The following is a 19774-nucleotide window of genomic DNA, read 5'->3' as shown; positions in this document are numbered from 1 at the left end:
TAATGCAAGAAACAAAAAAAATTCCATTTTTTGAAATGGAACGGCCTGGCATGTTCCTCACTCTGTCTCTGTATACGCTATACAATAAAAATAGGGTCAGTCCCAAGGACTGATCCCTACTTTTTTTGAATGGTTCAAGACGAAATATATTATCCCCAATAACCGTGTGCCAATGTTGCAATTAAACCAGCACCACTAGCTAAACCTACCAAACTAAGCATTTTCATAGCCGAAACCGTAGAGAACATTTTCTTTTTCATTTTCCCACACCTTTCTACATAGTTCTTCAAAATTTTTATATTGCTCATCTGTAACAAACTTGCGATTCAGTTCAAACAAAGTCATGCAATTTACGATCAAAGATTTGTTATTCAAAGAAATTGCCATCTTCAAGCTATACAGTAAACTCCTTATACCTTCTTCATAATCCCCTTTCCTCAGATTATAAATTGCGTAATTCTGGAAAAAAACGGAACAGCGATTCATACTTACTACCGATTCTGAAAACCACTTATCTTTTCCAATCAACCTGTATTTTTCGATTTCTTCGGAAAAGCGATCAAGAATATCATCAATGAAAAACTGGTGGCGATTGGCTGATTCTACTAATGTTATCAAGCCTTCAACAAGTTCATCGGGTTCTTCTTCCAAAAATTGAACATACTTAGGAATTTTGGATCGATCCCCAGCTTTAATATCCAAGCAAAGATAATTGGCTTGTGCAAACATTTTAAATTGTTCTATAACGGCAGTTTGGTTTTCATCATCGGCATCAAACCAACTTAAATTCGCATATTCTGCAATCCATTTCTTTGATTCCTCAAACATTCCTCTATATTCATAAGAGCCAGCTTTAAGAAGATAGCCCCTACCATAATAATAAACAAGAGGACGGAGCGGCTTAAAATCACTATATTTCCATACTTTTTTTTCATACAATGCTTTAGCTAATTGGCAAAGTTCATCTGCGTAAACTTCGGCTTCAGACCAATTAAACTTAAGCGAATAAACTTCGACCAACATTAGTAATCCATCGAGCGCATACACTTCCGGCAATCGATGTCTGTAGGGTAAAAATTGCATTGCAGTCTTAAAACCCTTGTCACTATCCATGCGATGAATTTTAAACAACCTGTAGTAACTCATCGCCAAGCGTTCGGAGTGGCTAGATCGCTCACTTTCGATAACGCTTTCATAGAGTATAACCGCAGCCTCTTTCCAACCTTGTTCATACATCATTTCGGCTGTATCGAAAATGCCCGCGATTTGTTTCAAATCCTCTAACAAACGGTTTAGAACCTGTTTAATGCAGTCATGCTTCTGCAACTCGGCGCATCTCAGCAGGAACGGCCGCAGCCTCCTCCAATGCGGAGCCGTTGAAGTAAAACATTCATCTGCGTATAAATCGTAAAAGTGTCCTTCAGGCAACCCCATCGCAGCCGTAATCCGATCCAATTGTCCGATGGCAATCGGCCGGTTCCCGTTAATAATTCCGCTTAACGTTCCGACGTTCACCCCGGCGGATTCCGAGAAACGGTGCAGGGTTGTCCCTTCGCTCTTGATGTAATCTTCCAGTTCTGCGCGAATCGTGGTTGTAGATATCAAAAAATTATCACCCCCCAATTCCGCGACCTTCTGCGAGCCAAAGGATTCTCGGCTAACAGAGGAGTCAAACGACATCCAATGACATCAAGCAACACCATATCCTACTAAACTTCCAATATATGTTTACATAATAATCCTAAATTTGACAATCGTCAATATGAAAAAAGACCGATAAGCAAACTTTTTGTCTGCTTATCGATCTTTATGGGGGTTCTTAGATTTCCAGCTCCGCCGCAGCCGCATTAGCCTCCACTTGCGCAGGGTTCTTGCAGCCCGGAATCACCGTGCTGACAACAGGATTCTTCAGGCACCAGGCCAAGGCCCACTGAGCCATGTCCACACCCTCCGGCACTTCATTCCGCCGAATCTCTTCCACTTCCTCCAGCTTGCGCCGGGTGCTTTCCGGATCATGACGATGGCGTACATCGGTTTCGCTGAACACCGCGCCCGGTTTATACTTGCCGCTCAGATAACCGCTCGCCAGAGGAACTCTTGCAAGCACACCGAGTTGCTGGCGCTCGCAGGACGGGAACACCCGATTCTCCGGCACGCGGTCGAGCCGGTTATAAACCACCTGAATCGCCTCCACCCCTACCTTCGTTGAAGCTTCGGTCTGATGCAGGTTGTCGTTGCTGCCGATCGACGTGCCCAGATGGAGGATTTTCCCGGCTTGCTTTTGCTTATCCAGCAGCGTCCAAAGTTCATCATTATCAAACGCCGCATCCGGGCCGGAATGAAACTGATACAGATCGATATAGTCCGTCTTCAACGCTTTCAGCGAAGCATCAAGCTGTTGTAGTACCGCCGCAGCATCAAAGCGGTCCGTCCGCGTAAACCGTTCATGAAATTGATGCCCAAATTTCGTGGCGATCAGCCAGTCCTCCCGGTTGCGCCGGCTCAGATAATCCCCGATAAACGATTCGGACAGATGGTCGCCATAACATTCTGCCGTATCGATCAGATTGATGCCCAGCTCCCGGCCCCGATCCAAGATCGCATCCACTTCCGCTTGCGTGTAGTTTAAACCCCACTCCCCGCCGAATTGCCAAGTTCCAATGCCGACCACGGAAACGTTGAGACCGGTTTTTCCTAATGTCCGATATTTCATGTTCAAGAATCCCTCCGATTCGTCGCTACTTCAAATAAAAAATCTCGCGCATCGGCACGATCGGCTGCGGTTCATTAAAGTCAAATGACCCTTCCACCATGCCTGATGTAATCGCGTTCCACCGCTGGCAAACCTCGCTGGCTGCAATATACTTGAACGCCGCATCCGGATCATCACATTCAAAGCAGTAGAAGAACTGATTTCCCTGCTGAAAAATCGAATAATTCCGAATCCCCGCTTTGCGATGCTCCTCCAGCACCTCGGGCCAAGGGTTCAAATGCATCTCCACATAGGCCTCCAGTTGATCTTCCTTCACCCGCCAGGTCCAGGCAAACTTCCGGCTTGAACTCATTTCCATGATCATCCCTCCCATGAAATTGTCATCCCATTTGACACCTGAGACGGCATCCTTACTTGAAGAAACGTCGAATCAGCTTCAGCTTGCCCGCCGTATAAGGCGGATAGATGAAGCTCAAGTTCACCCGCGTGGACTTCTTCAGCACACTTTTTCGATGAGAGAAGGTTTCATAGCTGTAACGGCCGTGGTAGGCTCCCATCCCCGAAGATCCGACTCCGCCAAAAGGCAAATACGGGCTCACCAGATGCATGACCGTATCATTCACGCACCCGCCGCCAAATGAAACGGACTCCATTACCTTCCGTTCCGTGGCGGCATTGCTCGTAAACAAGTACAGCGCCAGCGGCTTAGGCCGCTCACCAATCTTCCGGAGCGCCGCATCCAGGTCTCGATACTCCAGCACCGGCAAAATCGGTCCAAAAATCTCTTCCTGCATCACGGGGTCCTCCCAGTTGACACGCTCCATGATCGTCGGCCCTAAATACAGATCCTCACGATCGCCATCCCCGCCAACCACCACTTTAGACGGTTCGAGCAAACCCATCAGCCGGCTCCACTGCCGCTCATTCACAATCCGCCCGTAGTCAGGGCTTTGCCTTGGATCCTCACCGTAGAAGGCTTTGATCTGCGCCTTCATTTTGGCAACCAGCTCCGCTCGCACCGACTCGTGAACGAGTACATAGTCCGGAGCCACGCAGGTCTGACCTGTATTTAGGAACTTGCCCCAAACGATACGCTGCGCAGCCAGATCGAGGTCCGCCTCTTGATCCACGATGCAAGGACTCTTCCCGCCAAGCTCCAGGATAACCGGCACCAAATGCTCCGCAGCGGCCGCCATGACGATCTTTCCAACCCGAATACTTCCGGTGAAAAAAATAAAATCCAGCGGCGCATGGATCAGCGCAGACGTCGCCTCCGGCCCTCCCTCTATGACTCGTATGTAATCGGGTTCAAAATATTCGCCAAGCATCTCGGCGATCACCCTGGAGACATGAGGGGTATACTCCGAAGGCTTCACGATCGCGGCGTTTCCCGCAGAGATCGCTCCGATCAACGGGTCGATCACCAGCATAAACGGATAGTTAAACGGGCCGATGATCAAGGTCGAGCCGTAAGGCTCCCGATAGATGTAGCTGCTGGAGCCGATATGGGCCAGCGGAGTTCGAACCCGCTCCGGCTTGGCCCAACGCCTCAGATGCTTCATCACGTAGCGGATGCTGTCGTAAGCATAACCCACTTCCGTGCTGTAGCCTTCAAATTCAGGCTTGCGCAAATCTCGCTGCAGCGCTTCCAAAATGCGCGTTTCATAACGTTTAATCGCGGTCTTCAGACGTTCCAGCTGACGCAGCCTGAATTCTACCGGCCGCGTGGCACCGGATCGGACGAATTGCTGCTGCGCGCGGACGACCTCCGAAATAGTTTGCTCTAAGGTTTGCGCCGGTTGCGGTTCGGTTGGAGCTTGGGTAGAATTTGCAATTTGGCTCAAGGCGGTTCCCTCTTTTCCCGAATAATCAATGTCATTCCTGTCTGTCTCTTCTATTGTAACCCGAAATGGGGGAGCTGGGCATCTTTGGACATTAAGCTTCAATTCAGGTTAGCGGCGTATGATGGTCTTGCCTGCTGCCAAGCCCTATCTATCTTGGCTTGAGGCGAACCTCAATGCAACACGGAATGGAGTGAAAGACCCATGAGCGAAAATCTCAAGAGGGCCGGCCGTCGCACTTCGAAAAAGAAGCTGGCCATTTATTTCCTCGTGCCTCTTTAGGGGCATTGGCGGGATTTTATATGGTTTGGTGGACCGCTATTTGATCGAGCATGTGGAAGTGGTTGTAACTCACCTATTACGTGGCAGATGTGCAAGTGAAGGATGCTCAGGTGCTGCAGTCCGCTTTTGCAGAAGACAGCTTTGGACGTAACATCACACAGACTACGTACCGGGATCCCCTAGGACACGATCCGTCAAGTGGCTCGGGGATTCGCCGGGGCAAAGCGCGGAATGGTTCTTACCGCGCGGGGGTTGGAGCAGCAGGTGAACGGCGTGGAGCATACGCTGCAGTACATGTCGTCGTCGACCTGTTCGAGACGGAGACGTCCGCCTACGCGGATTGGCTGCTGCCCGGCACGTCCTTCCTCGAAGTGGAAGAGACGATGACGAACCTCGAGGGCCGGGTGTTCTGCCGGCCCCGGGTGTTTGAGCCAGCCGGCGCGGCGCTGCCGGACGCCTGGCTGCTGTGCGCCCTCGCCGAACGGCCGGGCCCGCTTGACCACGCTGCGCGGGTCGCTGGAGGTCGCCGCCAAGGTGACGGCGGACATCCATCCGCGCACGATGTTTGCATGGATAAGTTGCTTGCTGCCAAGTTAGTCCAGAGGTGACGGCGGACATCCATCCGCGCACGATGTTTGTCCCGTTCCATTGGGGCGGCGACTTAGCTGTGAACCGGCTGACGAACGACGCCCTGCACCCCGTCAGCCGAATGCCGGAGTTTAAGATCTCCGCCGTTAGGGCGGAAAGCGTGGAAGCGGGGGACACTGGTTCCGGCGCAGACACAAGTGCTGACGGCGCTTCTTGGGGCAGCGCCCGGGACGACGGGGAGGCCAAGTACACTGCTGTGCAACACACTGCCGAGCGCACCGTTGATCCCGCCGCTCTTGTGGCATCTCGTCATGAGCGAAGCTGATGATTTATGTAACACAAAGGAGGCTATCCTCTCCAGCAAATTTGCTGGAGGGATAGCCCCTGTTTATATTAATCGCCGTCTTGAATTTGGATGCGTTTGGAGCGGGTCGGTTGCCGTTTCGGCACCTCCAGCTTCAGAACGCCATCCTTCAAGGACGCGCGAATATCTTCTTCAGCAATGTCCTGCACGTAGAATCTGCGTACGTATTCGCCGTGCCGGCGTTCCTTCCGAACGATTTGATGGTTCGTATCCTCCATGTTGTGGTCTTCATTACGAACCGCTTTGATTGTCAAGTAAGGTGCGGCATAGTCGATCTCGATGTCCTCTTTTCGGAAACCAGGCAATTCCGCTTCAACCAGATACGCTTGATCCGTTTCACGGATGTCCGTTCTGAAAGAAAGCGGCGAATTTTTAAACGGTGCAAAAAAGTCATCATTGAACACATCATTAAACGTTTTAGCCAACTGTCCAAACGCATCTTCCCTGTGTCTGCCAAAAGGAATCAAATCAAACATGATTATTCATTCCCCTTTCTTTAGTTTGACCTTATTTGACCTTACATCCTCATTATATGCTTCCACGACCAAAGTGACAAAAGTGATTTTAGCCCAAACAGCCTTGTATCGGGCGATTTTCGCGAATTTTTCCTCGTCGCTTAGGGCTTGACTTTTGATTTGACCTTCTTTGACCTTTGATCTTCACCAAATTTCCTCATAAAGATTTTCTGTCCTGCTGCCCTTTGGATGTGGAAGTAACGCTATCGTTAAGATACCTCGAGACATCGCAACCTATTCATGGTAAAAGTAAGATAACGAATTTATATCCTTACTGTTTACATGCCCGGACTAATGGTTTTTACATGGAGGTGGAGTTCTTGAACAAAACCATCAAACTTCGCATCGCCTGGATCATCCCAAACGTATTAATGTATCTTCTTTTCATCGGTATTGGTACTTTTATACTTTGCAATGCGAAGGGTCTAAGGGAAATCCATCGATTTGGCTATCTAAAAACTCGAAGGCTACGAAAAAAAGCGACTTCAACGTCGCTTTTCATAAGACTTAATATGAATATCCTATTATGTCCGTGAATTAGTCGGTTTCCGCCAGCTCCGCCTCAATCGCCGCCGCCAACTCCTCGTAGGAAGCGCTTGGCAGCAGCTCCCCGTTCACCATGAATTGAGGGGTTCCGTTGACCCCGTAGTAACCACCTGTTTTGAAATCTTCTTTGACCGGCAGCATGTAGGTATATTCTTTTAAATCCTTCGCGAACCGATCATAGTCGATCCCCTCGATATTCTTCTTCACGAAGTCCAGCAAAAAGTCAGGTGTCGCCCAAATTTTCGTCTCATCGCCTTGGTGTTCATACAGCTTACGCTTGAACTCCCAGAACTTCTCGTTGCTCTGCGCCGCGATCGCCTCGCCCGCGCTGGCCGCCATGATCGAATCCCGGTCAATAAACGCATAATTAATGAAAAATAACTCGATTTTACCGGTATCGATGAAGTCCTGCTGCAGCTGGTCCATATAAGTTTCTTCCCACTTCTTGCAGGCCGGGCATTTGAAATCAGCGAACTCGATGACTTTGACCTTGGCGTTCGGATCGCCCAAATGCGGCTGTTTCTCATACTTCAAGCCCTCGGCCGTGTAGTCGCCTTTGATTTCCGTGTAGTTCGGGAGATCCTTTAATTCAGAAGTATCCGAATCTTTCAGGAACACAACAGCCAGGGTGATGACCAAGACTCCGATTAAAATGAGAGAACTAACGAAAATCAAACCGGATTTCGTACTCCCCCGACCGTTTTCTGATCTGCTGGCAGCTTTACCTGCCTTCCCCTTGCCGATGTTCTTGTTGTCAGGGGTTGTCCGGTTGGATACCGTCTTGTGGGTTGAGGCTGGTTTCCCGCCGCCGCTCCGATTGCTTCCCTTGTTATGGGCCATCCGCTATCCTACCTCCATCTGGATACGTTTCGTCCTCATTCTAGCGTATCGCCCGTTGCAAGGGAGTAATAAAGGTCACAAAGGTTGTGTATCCAGTTATAACCGCCTCAAATAGACAAACCAGCTGGCGTAATCGCCGGCCAAGGTCAGCGGCAGACCTAGACGCATCAAGGTGGAGCCGTGCCAAACAGCATTCGCGGCCGAGGCGGCGGCAGTGCCGGCAGATCGGTTGTCGCGTTGATCGGCGGTGTTGTCCGCCTCCGCGGGTAGTGCCTCCCCCGGCACTGCAACCCGATACCGTGCATCCGGCTCTAACCCCCGCAGGCGCAGCCGCAGCTCCGCGTCGCCAAAATATTGTGCCTGGCGAAAGGCAAACACGGCGATTTCATCCCGGTCTCGGGCCACATACTGCCATGCGGCGACATCACCTTCCGCAAAAGAGGCCAGCCGATACAAATCGCCCTCAGCCACCAGATGACGCACCTTTTTATACAGCGCCACATAACGGCTGGCTTCGGCTATTTCCGCCTCGGACCAGCGGGCGATGTTCGCGCCGATGCCCAGCCCGCCCAGCATGGCGCTGTGGAAGCGGAACGACAGCGGCAGCCGCCGGCCGTTCATACCGTGCGGGGACTCCGTGACCCAGCACATCATGACGGAGGGGCTGTAGGCGTAGGAGAAGCCCTCCTGGATCGTCAGCCGGTCCCGGGCATCCGTATTGTCGCTGATCCAAGCCTGGTCCGCAAACCGCAGCATGCCGAGATCGATCCGCGAACCGCCTCCGGCGCAGGTCTCGAACTCCACCCGCGGGAAACGGCGCCGGAGCTCGGCCCAAATCTCGTACAAGTGGTTGACGTGCTTGATCCATACCGACTCCTCGGCGTGCTCGTGCAGCGGGATTGCGCCCGGCTCCGTGATCGTGCGGTTCATATCCCATTTGACGAAGGCGATGTCGTAGGTACTGAGCAGATCCGTCATAAACTCAAGCACAAACGCCTTGACCTCCGGCTTGCCCAAGTTCAGCATCAATTGATTGCGCAGCAGCGTTCCTTCACGCGTTGGGAATTGATAGACCCAATCGGGATGGTTCCGGTACAACTCGCTGTCCGGATTGACCGATTCGGGTTCAACCCACAGTCCGAAATCCATGCCAAGCCGTTTCACCTCGTCGATCAACTCCTGCAGTCCGTTCGGGAATTTCTGAGGGTTCACCTGCCAGTCGCCGAGACCGGCCCGGTCGCTGTGGCGCGCGCCAAACCAACCATCGTCGACGACAAACCGCTCCGCGCCGATCCGGGCCGCCTGTTTAGCCAACTCGATTTGCTCCCGGACGTTCACCGCGAATTCCGTCGCTTCCCAGGAGTTGTACAACACTTTTCGTTCCCGTGATCCGGGAAGCACGTAGTCCCGTTGATAGTTGTGCAAATTCCGGCTCATCTCTCCGAAGCCGCCGGAGACAAAGCCCCCCGTAAACACGGGGGAGGTGTAGCTCTCCCCGGGGCCCAAGGTAAACGCCCCATCGAAGTCATTGACCCCGCCAACAACGCGGACATGGCCAAAGGTGGTGGATTCCAGGACGATTTTCCAGTTGCCGCTCCAACTTAACGCGCCGAACCAAACGTTCCCGGATATCTCGTCCGCCTTGCCGCCATCCAGCGCAAACCAAGGATTGGCATGCGCACCGGTGAAGCCCTGCCGCGATTCCAGCACCTTTTTGCCTTCGGTGAGCGGGGCCCGCCGGAGTTGGTATTCACCGGCCCAGCGGCCGGTCACATGCGTCAGCCGGACGGACAGCTCGGCTGGGACAGACCAGGCCGCCGCCATGACTTGATCGATGCGAATCGGCCTCCCCTCCTCGTTCACTACCTTGGCCGAGCGTTCAATTAAATCATATTCCTCAATGACCCGGTAATGCAGTTCCACCCGCAAGCGATAATACTCGTCGCTCAGGCGGACCATCAATTGGCCGCCCCGCTCGCTACTTCCAATCTCGTATCCTTCATAACGCAGCCGCAAATCGCGGACGCCGTTTTAAAACCTCACCTTCAGGCAGGGCTCTGCATATAAAGTACCGCCCCAACCTCCATACTCCTCTCGTTCCCGATTCACCTCGGCATCGAAGGAACTGTGGTGACGGAGGTGAAGCAAATCGGCGCATTCCGCAGCCTCCACGGGCTCCCCCCAATAAAGGTGCTGCACCGTCCCGTTTTCGTTAATGCCAAATACATAAGACGAGCTTTTCATGCGGATATCAAATATTTTCCCCGCTTCCAAAACCTGAATCGCCAAACGAATAACCTCCTCTTCCCGCTTTGTCCCGTAACCTCAGCCTTTGACCGCGCCAGCCGCGATCCCTTTAATGATAAACTTCTGCATCAGCAGGAAGAACGCGATGACCGGAATCATGCCCATGACGGCATAAGCAAACGCCAGGTTCAAGTCACTGCTGTATTGTCCGAAGAAGAAATACTGCTGCAACGGGATCGTACGGTACTGGTTATCCTGCAAATACAATAGCGGCAGCAGGAAGTCGTTCCAGATGTACAAGGCGTTTAAGACGACAACCGTCGCCGTCACCGGTTTGAGCAACGGGATAATAATTCGGGCAAAAATGCCCGGCGTACTGCAGCCGTCGATTTTGGCCGCCTCCTCGATCTCGCGGGAAATTTGGCGGATGAACGCAGCGTAGAACAGCACGCCCGTCTGAATTCCGAACCCGCCGTAGATGAGAATGATCCCCCAATGCGTGTTCAGCATCTCAAGGGTTTTGCCGAGTTTGTACAACGGCAGCATGGTGACCTGGAACGGAATCATCATGCCGGACAGAAACACCATGAACATGATGTTGTAAAACGGCTTATTCCTTCTCGCAATGGAATAGCCGGCTAACGCAGATACCAGCACGATCAGTACGACGGAAACCCCCGTGACGATCAGGCTGTTCATAATCGCTAAAGGAAATTTCGATGTCTCCCAGGCATGGACGTAATTGGCGAAATCGAGACTGGAAGGCAAGGCTTAGAAGTTATCGAACGTTTGCTTCGCCGTTTTAAACGACATCAACAGAGACACATACAGAGGGAAAAGAAAGACGAGCGCCAGCACCAAAAACAGGAGGAATGTGATAACTTTGTTCGCTTTCATTACAGCTCGACCTCCCGTCTTCTGGAAATGGACATCTGCACGACCGTCACGAGGACGAGTATCAGGAAAAACATCATCGACAGCGCCATTCCATATCCCCCCTTAAATGAGGCGAACGACGTCCGGTAGATGTAAGTGGACATCACTTCCGTCGCAAAACCGGGACCTCCGTTTGTCGTGACGTAAACGAGGTCAAACACTTTCAGCGAGCCGGTGAGCACCAGCAGCAGGTTGATCGTCACGGAAGGCGCCAGCAAGGGCAGTGTGATATGCCGGAACGTTTTCCAGGTTCCCGCTCCATCGATGCGGGCGCTTTCGAACAGTTCCCCCGGTATGCCCTGCAGGCCGGCGATGTAAATAATCATGGGAGAGCCGACGCCCTGCCACAAAGCGATCAGGATCAAGCCAAACAGGGTGTAATCCGGATTGCCCAGCGGACTGGACACCTCCAGACCCAGATGACTGAGCAGGTTCGGAATTCCCGTGCTGTAGTTATAGCTCCAAACGAAGCCCGCCAGCACGATCGAGATGACGCTTGGCAGGAAAAAGACCGTCCGAAACAGGTTGCGCAATGGCAGGAAGGTATCCAGCACCAACGCTAACAGCAGGGATAGGATGTTTACTAGAATCGTTAGGATGATCGCATATTTAAACGTGTTCCACAGCGCATCCCAAAAGCTTGGATCGCCAAACGCTTGCACGTAATTCTCAAAGCCTACGGAAGCAAAGGAATCGGATACCCCGTCCCAATTCGTGAACGAATACCGGGCACCCATCACCAGCGGAATCACGACCGCCAGCACGAACAGCGCGATCCCCGGCAGCATAAACAAGACGTACCACATTTCATTTTTTGCCATGCGTTTTAAAGTTCCCATCGGTTCACCCTCTCCTAAACCAACGAAAGGCACAGGCCCCCGCCCATGCCTTCCGTGAAGTTCGCTCTATTTGTGGTTTTTGCTAACCCAATCGTCCATATCGGCTAAGATTTGATCCATCGTCGTTTTGTTAAAGAACAATTTCTGCAGATTTTGGTCGAACTGGGAGCGCCAGTCGATCGTCGTTTTTGCCAAATAGAGCTGGGAGTCGTAGGTTTGACCGTTATCGAAGTACGGTTGCAGGTCTTTTAATGCCGGCGCGATATCCGTCGACGTACCCTTCACGTAGCTAAGCGATTTGATGTTCTCCACCCAGGCGTCCCCGCCTTCCTTGCTGCTCATGAACTCCAGGAATTTTAAAGCGGCTTCCTTATGTTTCGTCTTACTGCCGATCGCCAGCGAAGCATCCGCGTTGAAATCCAGCTTGTTGGCATTCTCATCATTGCTGAACGGGTACGGGAAGTAGCCGAGGTCATTGTTGTACAGCTCCGGATTCTTCTTCTCGATGTCCGGCAGCGGCCAAGTACCCATATACATCATGCCGACATCCCCTTTGGCAAAAAGATCCACGGCCCCGTTGTAGTCGACGCCAAGCTGGTCCTTGTTGCCCAGCTCATACAGCTTGAGCGCGTGCTCCATCGTCGTTTTTACAGCCGGATTGTCGGCGAATTTGGCTTCGCCGGTTTCGATCTTCTCGAAGAAGTCCGGTTGGCCGATCAGCGCCGAATTGCTTGGCATGTCGCGGGTATCCCACATTGTTAGCGTCCAAGCATCCTTCCACCCCAAAGCGAACGGCGTTTTGCCCGCAGCTTTGATTTTCTCCGCAGCGGCGATCATCGCATCCCAAGTTCTGGGTACCTCAAGACCGAGGTCGCGGAAAATCTTTTTATTGTAGAACACGGCGATCGGGTTGGCGTTCAGCGGCATGATGTAATTTTTCCCGTCCGTCGCTTGGCCTTTCACCACATTCTCGTCGAAGTTGCTTAGGAACGGTTGACCGGTCAAATCCATCAAGTAACCGCCGTCGGCAAACAACTGGGTGTTGAATCCGGCGTTCAGGGTAAACACGTCGATGATGTCCCCGCCTGCCAGCTTCGTTTTCAGCAAAGTATAGTAGTCATCGTATTTTACCGGTTGCACTTCGACTTTGATATTTGGGTTTTGACTTTCAAACTGTTCCACGATTTGGTTAATCTGATCGGTGAAATCGCTCTTGAAGTGCATAAATTTGATCGTCACCGGCTCACCGGAATCTGTCGAGTTGCCGGAACCTTGAGCGGCGTTCGTAGTTCCGCTGCCGTTCTCCGCGGTTGATGAAGCCGAGTTATTCCCTCCGCCGCAAGCCGCGAGCAAAAAACTTAACATCAATATGCTGAGACTGATCGACATCCACTTTTTCAATTTTCTTCCCCCTCGTGTATAACATTAAAGTCGGAGCGAATGGCCGCGCTGCCAGCATCCGCATTTTTGCCCCGATGCCCTTCGTCCTGCTTTTATCGTATCGGTCCACTGCTTGCGCCGGAATAAAATATATTGTGCGTCTGATGTTCAATTTTTTGGGTTTCCGGCTTTACCCGATTGTTGGGCTTCACGGTATTCGGAGGGGGTTTGCCCGGTGCTTTTTTTGAACACCTGACTAAAATAACGCTGGTTTTCGTATCCAATCAATTCGGAGATTTCACTGATTTTTCGTTCGGAGGAACGAAGCAGCTCACAGGCCTTCTCGATCCGTTTGCGCGTCACGTACTCAATGAAGTTCTCAGAAGTTACCGATTTGAACAGCTTGCTGAGATAGCTGGGATCCAAGTGGAACCGGGTTGCCACATCAATCAAGCTGATGTCCTCAAAGTAATGAGCGTCCAGGTAGTCGACGATGTGCCAGATCAGCTGTGAGGAGTCCGTTTCGCGACGGTCCGCCCCATACTCCTCGGCCGCATCCGCCCATCCGGCTAAAAGCCGGCGAAGCTCGGCGGGATCGGTAACTTCAGTAATGGCGGCGGCATCATATAAGGGCGGATGCGCCGCAGCGATGCCTCTCATCTCCGACACCGCCGCCTCCCGGATGATGGCAAGTTCTCGATGAACCTGGCTGATCGTGATGTCGACGGATCGGTCCACCCTCGCCTGGTATTCGTCCAGCAGCCTGCGAAGATCCTTGGCATTGCCGGAAGCAAAGGCCTGACGGATCTCCTGCGCGACAAACGACGGCAAGGCCTCGGTTTTTCGCGGCTGTTCCGGATTATCAGCCAGAGACACGGTCAACCCCGACCCATGCAACGTTAGACGTAAAAGCGTACGCTCGGCGGTACGATACGCTTCGGGCAGCTCCGCGAACCCTTCGCATAAGCCGCTGACCCCGGCCAGCACCTCCAGCCTAAGCGTGCGCTGAACGGCTTCGTGAAGGGCTTCCAGCCATTCGAACCTTACGGAGTCGCCTCCTGCCTCAGCTGCTGCGAAGGCTTGCCCTTCGATGGAGCTTGCCGGTACAATCAGGCAATACCCCATGCCATCCTCCGAGATAAAAGCGGGGATTTGATCGTCGCCAAGAATTTCGCGCAAAATATTATCGATGCTGAACATGAGCAGCTCGGCATTCCCATGGAAGTTAGTTCGGGCCACCTCGGAAAATTGGCGAAACCGGATCAGGACCAGCCGATAGCGGATGCCAGCGTCCATCTGCAGCTCTCTTGCCTGCTGCAGGATATCTGCCCGATTGGTGATACGCTGCACCGTTACACTTTTCAGGAAAGCCCCGCGCTTCATCCGTCGCATTTCCCGCGTTTCCCTCTGTTGCTGCTGCAGGCTCATGTATCGTCGGATCGCCTCGATGGCCTGTACCATCGATTCGCGCAGCTCCGGGACAGATACCGGCTTAAGCAAATACTCACACGCCTGATAGCGGATCGCCGCCTTCAAATACTCGAATTGCGAATACCCGCTGATGACGATGACCCGAATATCACCAAACCGGTCGTGCAGCGCCTCCAAAAAACGCTGACCGTCCATGACCGGCATATTCATATCCGTGACCACAATGTGCGGCTTGCTGATTTCGATCAGCTCCAGCGCCTCTTCCCCGTTTTGGGCCTCAGCAATCACTTCGACGTCCAGCGACAGCTCACTGATCATTTTACGTATGGATTTACGCCCCAGCGTCTCGTCATCTACGACCATGACTTTATACATCATTTGTCTCCCCCTGTTCTTAGAGGTTGTTCAACATCTGCAGGATAAGGAATCGTTAAGCTTACCGTCGTCCCCTTCCCCAGGCTGCTGTCAATTTCAAGACCGTAAGGGGGTCCGTAAAAGAGGCGGATCCGCTCATGGACATTCCGAAGACCGATGGATACCCCTGAGAACACCTTGGAAGCGGGGCGAGCTAAGACTGCCCGCAGGGCCTTCAGCTTGTCCGGTTCCATGCGGGACCGTCGTCGGAAATGGAAATCCGGATATGGCCGTCTTCCCGTTGCGCGGATACCTCGATCTGAACCGCACTCCGTCTATCTTTGCCCAAAGCATGCACCATGATATTTTCGAGAATCGGCTGCAGCACGAAACGGATGATGGGGGCGTCCATCAACCCGGATTGCACGTCAAATCGGGTTTTTAGGGATTCCTCGAACCGGAACTGCTGAATGTACAAGTAATTGTTTAGATGGGCCAGCTCGGCCCCAATCGTCGATTCCATGTTCCCCTCATAAAAGCTGTAGCGGAAGATATCCCCCAAGGCCCGGCACATCTCATGGATTTCATAATCCCCGGCCAGCACCGCCTTGCCGCCGATCGTCTGCAGCGTGTTGTAGAGAAAATGCGGGTTGATTTGCATCTGCAAGGCCAAGAACTGCGCTTCCTTGTTGCGCAGCTGCAGCTTGTACTCCTTCTCGATCAATTCCTGAATCGTCCGGGTCATGAAGTTAAAGCTTGCGGTAAGCTCGGACAGGTCATCATGCCAGCGATTCGTAGGCAGGACAACGTCGAAATTCCCCTTGCGTACGGCCTTCATCGCCTTTCCGAGATATTGAATCGGCCTTGTGATGAACTGCTGAGCCAACAGGGAAAATGCCGCAATCACCAGCATTACCAGGGCAAGTGCGGCGATTGTAATGCTCAGCGTGGTTTTCCGGTTATGGGCAAGTTCGGTGCTGGGATATACGATACTCAGCCCAATGTTCCCATGGTCCAAGGGGGATGTACTGATTAATAGTTCCCGGCCCTCCGTGAACTGGAGTACCTGTTCGTTGCTGTCGCTGAGCTCGTCGGGAAGCCGATACGGCTGGATCTCGGCGTCGTAATTCGGGTTCGTTCGATAGAAGGCTTCTCCCTTGCCGTTTTGCAGCACGATCACGTTCGGGGCCCGGTTGTAGGTTTCGACTTTCTTGGCCAGGTCTTTGCCCAGCACATAGAACAACAACGTCCCGAATTTCTCGCGGTAAAACGGGTCATAAATTGGCAACGCATAGACAAAAAGATCCTGCTTGATCGCGGGATCCTGATACGTAAACATGAGGGAATGTTGAAACGGCAGCTTTACAATGTCACCATAATGGGGCGTAGTCTGGTTCAGGGCGATCGCGTTGTAACTGTCGGCACGGGACCAGCTGTCCCGCAGCGTATTATCGCTGCCGTACACCATGATTTTGATGATGTCCGCATTGTTGCTCACCGCCAGCCGGTAATAGCTGGCCAGCGATTCCCGGACGTCGGTGATGTCGGCGACGTTGTAATTGGTGCCGTATTCCATGAGGTCGATGACCCGCTTAAAGCCGTAGACCTGAAGGGCGGATGTAGAGAAGCTGCGAAAATACTCGTTCAGGTAATCGGATAAGTACTCCGCATTCTGGTCTGAGCTGCGCACCATCGCTTGCTCCAAGGAGCGTGTGCTGTTCTGGTAAAAGAGATAGGACAGGACCAGCAAGGGGACAAGTGATATCAACACGGTGCTCCAGACGATTTTGGCGCGGATACTTTGGTTCATGAACAGACGTTTGATCATATAGGCTCCCCCTGCGGTCCTGAATATAGTCTAAAAATTTCTTAATTACTTCATGCTAATGTCCAAATGCCAACGATACACGCCGCAAGCCGGAACAACGGCGGCTTCCCCTTCGCGGACAGCATGGGCGAGTTCGTCCATGCGGCCTGTGGCCGGTTCCAGGGCAACGTGATAGTTGCCGCCGAAGCCGCCGTAGTTGGCCCAAACGGCCAAATACGGCACTCGGTCGGCTGGGAAGTGGAACATCAGCGCCTCGCCGGTCGCCGGGTCGCTGATGCCGGCGTACCCGGTGCTGAGCCGGCCGGAGAAATAATATTTCTCCGCGAATCGGCCAGCGTTGGGTTCCACGGTGCTCAGGTCAACCGGCCCTCCGGCTGCTCTGCGCGCCAGCGGCCAAGACTGCTTGTCGCCAAATGCACCTAGCCTTCCTTCCGCGGAATAGGAGACCTCGATGTTCGTTAAATCGGCCGGAACATGCAGCTTCATGCCTTCCCGTACCTGCAGCAAGGGATGGGCCGCCCACAGAAAGGAAAACGGGGCACCCGACAGGTTCGTCACGGCGTAATCGATACGAAGTGTGTCTACGGCCGGGAACGAATACGTTTTCTCCAGGACATAGGGAAATTGCACGCCGCCGATGCGACAGGTCAGGGCCGAGCTTGTGGCCTGATGCTCCCAAGCCCGGGACCACACCTCTCCGTGATCGGGGATCGCCCGGCCTTGCCAAGGCGCCTGCGGATAAGCACCGGCGTTGATGGCTGGGAACATTTCGTCCCAGCCGCTCTCGTCGCCGGAGGCAAAGAACGTGCCATAGCCTTCGTTCCCCAATGGTTTATCGCTCCGCCACAGCCATTCTCGCCCCGTCTTGCGATTCTGCAGCGAAACAGCCTTGCTGCCCAGCTCCGGAACAACGGTCACCGCTATCCTGTCGGTCTCCCCTATCCAAGCTTCCCAGCCTTCCACCGCCGTCTTTCGCCATTGGTTCATTCGCCTACTCCTCCTCCAACCGGATCGCTGCAAGGTAAAAACGTTGATTTGTTACTGGTGACTTGCTTCGCTTGAGAATTGTGATTCGGGATTTGTTACTTGCGATTAGTTTGACTGCTGACTGGTAATTGGTTACTTGTTACTTGTGATTTGTTACTTGTTAGTTGTGATTTGTTACTTGTGGCTTGTTATTTGTTACTTGCGATGTGCGTTGCGTGATTTGTTATTCGTGATTCGTAATTCGCGTCCACTTTCCACAGCTAGTTTGCCCTCTTGCAACTGGTTGTTCTCTTACCACGCGGGGGCAGGATCGTCTAACGCTTGTGACCGACACTATTCGCGCAAAAAAAAGGGGGGTTTGGATCTAACGCTTACCAGACACCTTATTTGCTCATTTTAGAGTAAAAAGGGGGCTCAATCGCCCCCATAAGCACGCTGATCAGCGTTAGAAAATAAAAACCGCCATTTTAAGTCAAATAAGCGTTGTGGCAAGCGTTAGCGCAGAGCCACTGAAGAGCGACTGAAGTGCCTCTGCAAATCCTACTTAATGCCCACATCAACGTCTACCTCTACGTCCACTTCAATATCTCCTTCTACATCACATTTACATTTACTTTTACTTCTACTCCTACGTTTACTGCAACATCTACTACTTCTATATCTACTACTTCTATATCTACTACATCTACTACTTCTACGTCTGCTTACCTCGGCACATCCGCCGATGGATCATCGCCCCCTGATGGCTTGGCTCTAGGGCCAGCACCTCATCGAACTGCTCGGCGGCTTCTTCCGGCCGGCCAAGGCCCAGTTTCCCCAGTCCCCGCATGAAGCGGCAGTGGATGACGTTGCGCCGGTTCAAGTCGTCCTCGAACACGAGAAAGTCCGGGAGGGATACGGCAAAATAGTCGAATTCCACCTCATCAAACAAATGCTTCTCGGCATAGTCCACCAGCTTATTGAACCGGCGTTTCGCTTCCTTCTCCACGCCTAACTTCCGCCAAGCCAGCCCTTGATAAAAAATCATCTCCGGCGGCTGATCATTATAGTACATCGCGCCGGCCGGCTCCTCCAGCCCTTGCGAGGCGGCCTGCCAATACGGTGTTGCTTCCTCAAGCCGGCCCAGCCCCTCGTACGCGCAGCCCAGGTAATACAGGATGTCGTTCTCCTGCGCTCCGGTGAGCTTGCCTTCCCCGAGATTCTCCGGGTAAACGAGCGCACGCTCCAGCAGCTCGATCGCCTGCTCGGCGTTCCCGGCCGCCAGCGCTTGCTTCCCAAGCTCGACGAGGGCGAACCGGTACTGCCCGGTCACTTTGCCTTCGCCGCCTTCCCAAGGGTGGAACTTCCGGGCCTCCAGCGCCCGCAAAGCTTCGTCGTGGCGGTTCAGCGTATTTAGCAGCGTGACGTACTCTAAATACAAATCGTCGCGCTTCTCCACGAGCGCAAGGTGGCGTTCCAGCGCCGCAAACCGCTCCGCCGCCGGACGTCCCAGCTTCTTATAGAGCTGATCCAGCTCGTAAAACACGCGGGCATCTTCCGGGTTCAGTGCGAACGCCGTCTCCAGCGCTTCCCGCGCCGCGTCGGCATCCTGGCGCTTATTGTAATAAGCCAGCGCCAAATTGCGGTGCACGGTCGGGAACCCGGGGTCCACCTTCCGGGACGCCTCCCAGTGAGCGATCGCTTCGTCCGGGCGTTTTTTGTCATACATCCAGTTGCCGAGGTAATAATGCGCCTTCGCATCGCCCGGGTTCGCCTCGATCGCGCTTTGCAGCACGAGCAGATCCGTCAGGCTGTTCGGGAAGCAGTAGTCCGCCGGCGCGGCGGCGCCTGCCTGCCGATGACGCGCGGCCAGTTCGCTGCGGCCGGCCCGCTCATGCGCATAGGCCAAGGTGTAGTGCAGCATCGGGTAAGCCGGCGTGTCTGCGTCCGGCACGATCCGCTGCAGCACCTGCACGGCTTCGTCATACAGGCCGAAGCCGAGGTAATCCGCGGCCAGCTGCAGGGCGTTGTGCGCGTCACCGCGCATCAACCGCTGGAGCTCGGCCAAGACCGCGTCCGCCTCAGCCGCATCGCCCAAGGCGCG

Annotated in this window: 18 protein-coding genes; 2 read left to right on the top strand and 16 right to left on the bottom strand. The window is 53.2% G+C overall.

Annotated features, from left to right (window positions below; genetic code table 11):
• Window positions 1–213 precede the first annotated feature (213 nt).
• From POTG_RS05700 to POTG_RS05685, 4 genes are all read right to left on the bottom strand, one after another.
• Window positions 214–1623, bottom strand: a complete 1410-nt coding sequence (locus tag POTG_RS05700) for a helix-turn-helix domain-containing protein (RefSeq protein WP_232282234.1) — start codon at window positions 1621–1623, stop codon at window positions 214–216.
• Between the two features lie 196 nt (window positions 1624–1819).
• Window positions 1820–2713: an aldo/keto reductase gene (locus tag POTG_RS05695; RefSeq protein WP_036644378.1), complete on the bottom strand. Its 894-nt coding sequence runs from the start codon at window positions 2711–2713 to the stop codon at window positions 1820–1822.
• Between the two features lie 25 nt (window positions 2714–2738).
• Window positions 2739–3071 carry an L-rhamnose mutarotase gene (locus POTG_RS05690; RefSeq protein WP_009223859.1) on the bottom strand — a complete coding sequence of 111 codons (333 nt, stop codon included), beginning with the start codon at window positions 3069–3071 and terminating at the stop codon, window positions 2739–2741.
• 52 nt (window positions 3072–3123) lie between these two features.
• Window positions 3124–4548: an aldehyde dehydrogenase gene (locus POTG_RS05685; protein ID WP_157273344.1), complete on the bottom strand. Its 1425-nt coding sequence runs from the start codon at window positions 4546–4548 to the stop codon at window positions 3124–3126.
• A gap of 383 nt (window positions 4549–4931) precedes the next feature.
• Here POTG_RS05685 and POTG_RS25315 point away from each other — a divergent pair, with 383 nt between their 5' ends.
• Complete coding sequence (locus tag POTG_RS25315) at window positions 4932–5444, top strand: molybdopterin-dependent oxidoreductase (RefSeq protein WP_442852583.1); 513 nt, start codon at window positions 4932–4934, stop codon at window positions 5442–5444.
• Window positions 5441–5749 carry a molybdopterin dinucleotide binding domain-containing protein gene (locus POTG_RS05675; protein ID WP_009223856.1) on the top strand — a complete coding sequence of 103 codons (309 nt, stop codon included), beginning with the start codon at window positions 5441–5443 and terminating at the stop codon, window positions 5747–5749. The genes POTG_RS25315 and POTG_RS05675 overlap by 4 nt, the downstream gene beginning before the upstream one ends.
• A gap of 68 nt (window positions 5750–5817) precedes the next feature.
• Here POTG_RS05675 and POTG_RS05670 read toward each other — a convergent pair whose 3' ends face one another.
• The 12 genes from POTG_RS05670 to POTG_RS05620 all read right to left on the bottom strand — a co-directional run.
• On the bottom strand, window positions 5818–6264 hold the full coding sequence (locus POTG_RS05670) for an Hsp20/alpha crystallin family protein (RefSeq protein WP_009223855.1): 447 nt from the start codon (window positions 6262–6264) through the stop codon (window positions 5818–5820).
• Between the two features lie 576 nt (window positions 6265–6840).
• Window positions 6841–7689 (bottom strand): DsbA family protein, encoded by an 849-nt coding sequence (locus tag POTG_RS05660; RefSeq protein ID WP_009223854.1) that lies wholly within the window; start codon window positions 7687–7689, stop codon window positions 6841–6843.
• 96 nt (window positions 7690–7785) lie between these two features.
• Window positions 7786–9705, bottom strand: coding sequence for an alpha-galactosidase (locus POTG_RS05655; protein WP_009223853.1), 1920 nt, complete (start codon window positions 9703–9705; stop codon window positions 7786–7788).
• 15 nt (window positions 9706–9720) lie between these two features.
• Complete coding sequence (locus POTG_RS23055; protein ID WP_083791416.1) at window positions 9721–9978, bottom strand: hypothetical protein; 258 nt, start codon at window positions 9976–9978, stop codon at window positions 9721–9723.
• 36 nt (window positions 9979–10014) lie between these two features.
• Window positions 10015–10704 carry a carbohydrate ABC transporter permease gene (locus tag POTG_RS05650; RefSeq protein ID WP_009223852.1) on the bottom strand — a complete coding sequence of 230 codons (690 nt, stop codon included), beginning with the start codon at window positions 10702–10704 and terminating at the stop codon, window positions 10015–10017.
• A 3-nt stretch (window positions 10705–10707) separates the two neighbouring features.
• Window positions 10708–10833, bottom strand: coding sequence for a hypothetical protein (locus POTG_RS25105; RefSeq protein ID WP_269724325.1), 126 nt, complete (start codon window positions 10831–10833; stop codon window positions 10708–10710).
• Window positions 10833–11711 (bottom strand): carbohydrate ABC transporter permease, encoded by an 879-nt coding sequence (locus tag POTG_RS05645; protein ID WP_009223851.1) that lies wholly within the window; start codon window positions 11709–11711, stop codon window positions 10833–10835. The genes POTG_RS25105 and POTG_RS05645 overlap by 1 nt, the downstream gene beginning before the upstream one ends.
• Before the next feature lie 66 nt (window positions 11712–11777).
• The gene (locus POTG_RS05640) at window positions 11778–13112 is read right to left on the bottom strand and encodes an ABC transporter substrate-binding protein (RefSeq protein WP_009223850.1); all 1335 of its coding nucleotides are present in this window, start codon (window positions 13110–13112) and stop codon (window positions 11778–11780) included.
• Window positions 13113–13259: 147 nt separating this feature from the next.
• Window positions 13260–14900, bottom strand: coding sequence for a response regulator (locus POTG_RS05635; protein ID WP_083791415.1), 1641 nt, complete (start codon window positions 14898–14900; stop codon window positions 13260–13262).
• 211 nt (window positions 14901–15111) lie between these two features.
• Entirely contained in the window at window positions 15112–16704 is a 1593-nt protein-coding gene (locus POTG_RS05630) for a sensor histidine kinase (RefSeq protein WP_009223848.1), read from the bottom strand.
• Window positions 16705–16749: 45 nt separating this feature from the next.
• Window positions 16750–17691, bottom strand: a complete 942-nt coding sequence (locus tag POTG_RS05625; RefSeq protein ID WP_009223847.1) for a hypothetical protein — start codon at window positions 17689–17691, stop codon at window positions 16750–16752.
• Between the two features lie 694 nt (window positions 17692–18385).
• Window positions 18386–19774, bottom strand: a 1389-nt coding sequence (locus tag POTG_RS05620) for a tetratricopeptide repeat protein (protein ID WP_036644372.1), incomplete at its 5' end; no start/stop codon positions are given.

The organism is Paenibacillus sp. oral taxon 786 str. D14, from assembly GCF_000159955.1.
GTDB classification, from domain to species: Bacteria; Bacillota; Bacilli; order Paenibacillales; family Paenibacillaceae; genus Fontibacillus; species Fontibacillus phoenicis.
The sequence above is the reverse complement of the archived record's forward strand: the minus strand, read 5'-3'. Positions and strand labels throughout refer to the sequence as shown.

Excerpts from the sequence above, each read along its gene's own strand:
- POTG_RS05695 (WP_036644378.1), bottom strand. The coding sequence starts at position 2,713 with ATGAAATATCGGACATTAGGAAAAACCGGTCTCAACGTTTCCGTGGTC.
- POTG_RS05690 (WP_009223859.1), bottom strand. The coding sequence starts at position 3,071 with ATGGAAATGAGTTCAAGCCGGAAGTTTGCCTGGACCTGGCGGGTGAAG.
- POTG_RS05670 (WP_009223855.1), bottom strand. The coding sequence starts at position 6,264 with ATGTTTGATTTGATTCCTTTTGGCAGACACAGGGAAGATGCGTTTGGA.
- POTG_RS05660 (WP_009223854.1), bottom strand. The coding sequence starts at position 7,689 with ATGGCCCATAACAAGGGAAGCAATCGGAGCGGCGGCGGGAAACCAGCC.
- POTG_RS25105 (WP_269724325.1), bottom strand. The coding sequence starts at position 10,833 with ATGAAAGCGAACAAAGTTATCACATTCCTCCTGTTTTTGGTGCTGGCG.
- POTG_RS05645 (WP_009223851.1), bottom strand. The coding sequence starts at position 11,711 with ATGGGAACTTTAAAACGCATGGCAAAAAATGAAATGTGGTACGTCTTG.
- POTG_RS05635 (WP_083791415.1), bottom strand. The coding sequence starts at position 14,900 with ATGATGTATAAAGTCATGGTCGTAGATGACGAGACGCTGGGGCGTAAA.
- POTG_RS05630 (WP_009223848.1), bottom strand. The coding sequence starts at position 16,704 with ATGATCAAACGTCTGTTCATGAACCAAAGTATCCGCGCCAAAATCGTC.
- POTG_RS05625 (WP_009223847.1), bottom strand. The coding sequence starts at position 17,691 with ATGAACCAATGGCGAAAGACGGCGGTGGAAGGCTGGGAAGCTTGGATA.